The organism is Catenibacterium sp. (assembly GCF_052354645.1).
Taxonomy (GTDB): domain Bacteria; phylum Bacillota_I; class Bacilli_A; order Erysipelotrichales; family Coprobacillaceae; genus Catenibacterium; species Catenibacterium mitsuoka_A.
On sequence record NZ_DAWDDM010000204.1, the window covers coordinates 1 to 3,650 of the forward strand.

General features: G+C 32.6%; 5 protein-coding genes. 2 read left to right on the forward strand and 3 right to left on the reverse strand.

Annotation, left to right across the window (positions count from 1 at the left end):
- A partial coding sequence (gene pepT, locus ACT8VG_RS08625; RefSeq protein WP_444195640.1) for a peptidase T occupies positions 1 to 1,078 on the forward strand: 1,078 nt, incomplete at its 5' end.
- A 3-nt stretch (positions 1,079 to 1,081) separates the two neighbouring features.
- Positions 1,082 to 1,987, forward strand: a complete 906-nt coding sequence (locus tag ACT8VG_RS08630; RefSeq protein WP_117458311.1) for a diacylglycerol/lipid kinase family protein — start codon at positions 1,082 to 1,084, stop codon at positions 1,985 to 1,987.
- A 57-nt stretch (positions 1,988 to 2,044) separates the two neighbouring features.
- Here the strand turns inward: ACT8VG_RS08630 and ACT8VG_RS08635 are convergent, their stop codons facing one another.
- The 3 genes from ACT8VG_RS08635 to ACT8VG_RS08645 all read right to left on the reverse strand — a co-directional run bounded on the left by ACT8VG_RS08635 (position 2,045) and on the right by ACT8VG_RS08645 (position 3,442).
- Positions 2,045 to 2,467: a VanZ family protein gene (locus tag ACT8VG_RS08635; protein ID WP_195921446.1), complete on the reverse strand. Its 423-nt coding sequence runs from the start codon at positions 2,465 to 2,467 to the stop codon at positions 2,045 to 2,047.
- A 99-nt stretch (positions 2,468 to 2,566) separates the two neighbouring features.
- Entirely contained in the window at positions 2,567 to 2,878 is a 312-nt protein-coding gene (locus tag ACT8VG_RS08640; RefSeq protein WP_288706331.1) for a transcriptional regulator, read from the reverse strand.
- 156 nt (positions 2,879 to 3,034) lie between these two features.
- Complete coding sequence (locus ACT8VG_RS08645; protein ID WP_187012142.1) at positions 3,035 to 3,442, reverse strand: hypothetical protein; 408 nt, start codon at positions 3,440 to 3,442, stop codon at positions 3,035 to 3,037.
- Positions 3,443 to 3,650: the final 208 nt, after the last annotated feature.

The following is a 3,650-nucleotide window of genomic DNA, read 5'->3' on the forward strand; positions in this document are numbered from 1 at the left end:
AGATGAAGTAGAAAGAACAGATCAGGGAATTGTATACGGAAAGATTTATAGAAATTCTGATGAGCCTATGAAGGCAATTGCATTTATTGCCCATATGTATAAATCTCCAGATGCAAGTGGACATGATATTCATCCACGTATTATCCGTTCTTATCCAGGAGGACGTATTATTCTTAATGAAGAAAAGAAGATGTATTTAGATCCAGAAACAAATCCTGAATTAAAGGGTCTAGTGGGTGATGATTTAATTACAACTGATGGAACTACACTTCTTGGTGCAGATGATAAAGCAGGTGTAGCTATTATTATGAGTATGGTAGAGTATATCTGCCAGAATAGAGATTTTAAGCATGGAGATATCTGTATTGCGTTTACTCCTGATGAAGAAGTAGGTAGAGGTACTGAAAACTTTGATGTCAAGAAATTTGGTGCTGATTATGCTTATACAGTAGATGGTGGTAGAATTGATGAATTCAGTTTTGAAAACTTCAATGCCTATAAGGCTGATGTCACTATTACTGGTAAGAGTTATCATCCAGGTGATTCTAAAGGTAAGATGGTCAATGCTCTTACTTTAGGTCGTCAGTTTGATACAATGCTTGGTGATAATAAGCGTCCTGAAGCAACAGAACATAAAGAAGGCTTCTATCATCTTCATCATATGGAAGGTGATGTTTCTACAACTAAGATGACTTATATTCTAAGAGATCATGACATGGATAATATGCATGATATGATTCATACAATGCAGCTTGCTGCTTCTTATTTAAATCAGGTCAATCATGGGCATTATATTGATATTGACTTTACCTTACAGTATAAGAATATGATTGAAGTTATCAATAAGACACCTGATATTGTATATAAGGTAAAACAGGCCATGATTAATATAGGACTTGAGCCTATTGCATCTCCTATTAGAGGTGGCACTGATGGGGCTAATTTAAGCTTTATGGGACTTCCTTGTCCTAACTTAGGTACTGGTGGATATAACTACCATGGTCCTTATGAATTCTGTAGTATTAATTCTATGAAAAAGGGTGTTAAGTTACTTCTTGAATTGATTAAGGAGGCATAATATATGAAGTGTTTGTTTATTATTAATCCTTCTAGCGGTACACATGCATTCCAGAAATCTATTGATCAGTTTATTGGTCAATTAATTCTTCATACTAACGTGAATACGATTGATACTTACTTTACTAGAGGAAAGAATGATGGATTAGAACGTGCTGCAAGACTGACTAAAAACGAATATGACTTTATTGTGGCAGTAGGTGGGGATGGTACTATTAATGAAATCATAACAGGACTTATTAAGAGTGAATCTAAGATTCCTCTTGCGATACTAGCTGCAGGTACTGTCAATGACTTTGCGACTTACCTTAATCTTCCTAATACACCAGAAGCATTCCGTGATATGATTGCTCGTTTTAAAACAAAGAAGATTGATGCAGGTTATGTAGATGATCATTGTTTTGCGAATGTATTAAGTGGTGGTATGTTTAGTGATATTGGATTTCTTGTCACTAAAGAGGAAAAGAAGAAATTTGGTCCTCTTGCCTACTATATCAATGGATTGAAGATGTTACCTGAACAGTTAGGCTTATCACTTCATCTTAAAATAAAAGCAGATGAAATAGAGTTTGAAGAAGATGCTGCCTTATTCATGATTACAAATAGTTCTCATGTAGGAGGATTCCCAGGAGTCACTCCTTATGCTTCTACAAGTGATGGTAAGTTAGATCTTATTATTATTAAAAAAGGGAATGTAGCTGAACTACTTAATGTCTTTATGGATTATAAGCGTAATCTTCATCCTCAAAATCCAATGATTCGTTATGTCCAGGCAAAGGATATCACAATCAGTTGTGATGAGGATATTGTCTATGATATTGATGGTGAAAAGGGACAGAGCTTCCCTGTTCATGTTGAATGTTTAAGACATGCAGTTTCACTTATTATTCCAGATCAAGATGAAAAATAATCACAAAGAGGAAAATCGATTGATTTTCCTCTTTTTTAGTTCATGATGTTAAGTTATTTATTTCTTTGTAAAGAACTTGATACTTCTATAGATATAGTAAGCGAGGGCAGCACCTGCCATATAATAGAAGAAATCAGTAATATCAAAAAAGCCTCTTAATGAAAGTAATTTAGCTACTTCGAAAATAAAGCTAGCACCTAAAATAAATGTGATTAACTGTCCTAACGTACAATCCTTCTTGATCACATAATATAGTGCGATTGGCATCACTAAGAATACCTTCATGATAATATTCATTTGTAACGCCTGATAATTTGAATTAGGATTATAGTAGAACGGAACAAGATTAGTCACATTGGCTATTCTAGAGAAATAAGGTGTACTATTACTTAGAATAGGTCTTTTCTCTATTATAAATGCGATAAATACAAGTAAGTAGAATACAATAATGCATAATTTAAACGATAGGGTCTTTTTCATAATTTCCTCCTGTTAATATAATCATGAACTATATGACTATCTTTACTATTTATTACTACAACTTTATTATACACTATCCAAAAGAAAAACTGATAAAAATCAGACTTTTTGTGCGTTTTTTCCCTTTTCTACTAATTTATTCAATAAAGCCACATACTCTTCAAACTGTGTTCTACCTTCATCAGTCAAATGATAAGTTGTCTGTGGTCTATTATTTACAAATTCCTTTCTCACTTCCATAAATCCTTCTTGAATTAGCTTTTTAGTATGTGTTGTCATATTCCCGTCTGTACAACCTAGAATCTCTTTCATCTGTTTATAAGTGAGATCTTCAACACTTAAACTGGCAATCATTTGAATTCTTATGTGCGATTCAAATACCTTTGATGTATTGTTCATAACGTTTTCCATTAGATTTCCTCCCTAGCATCAATAGAATCAGCATTACCAAGATGCATTAATTCCTAGTTGCTTAGTATAATTTTCACCATATATAATAATTATATAATTTATATCAATAAATTTAAAGGCTATGGGCTATAAAAAAATAGAAATCATCACTGATTTCTAATTTTTTAGAAGGTTATAGAGATTATAAATCATAATTACTGTCGTTATCACAATCAAAGAAATATTATTATATGTGAATTGTGTAATCACATTTGTATAAAGATGATTCTGAATAGTGGCAGTATATTGGTCAAAGAGAAGGAATAGACCTACTACAGCATAAACAGCACTGATGATCTTAGTGACATTATTCTTGGTTGCCATCACAAACATAAGAATAAAACATATCGCAATTAAAATATTTGAGATAATGGAAAAAGAAATGGCAGTAGAATAATTCTGATCCTGTGTAAGTAATGTGAGTGCATGCTGGAACTTCTGTACATATTCTGTTGATGAAGTTTGTATGATATAAAGTGCTATAGGAGTTGCCCCATAGATAATTGATTTCGTCGTATCTTTCATAGTGATTCCCCTTTTATATGTATTTTAATCTATTTTAATGTAAGTTACAAGACTGCCACTCTAAATGTGATTAAATATACTCACATCGAGATAATGTAAGTTCTCACGAACATTACTTACTATGTCATCGTGTATGCTTTTGATTGACCGAAATCATATCTACTCACAAGTTCAAGTACACTTCATAGTCGTAAATTCCCGAAATAGC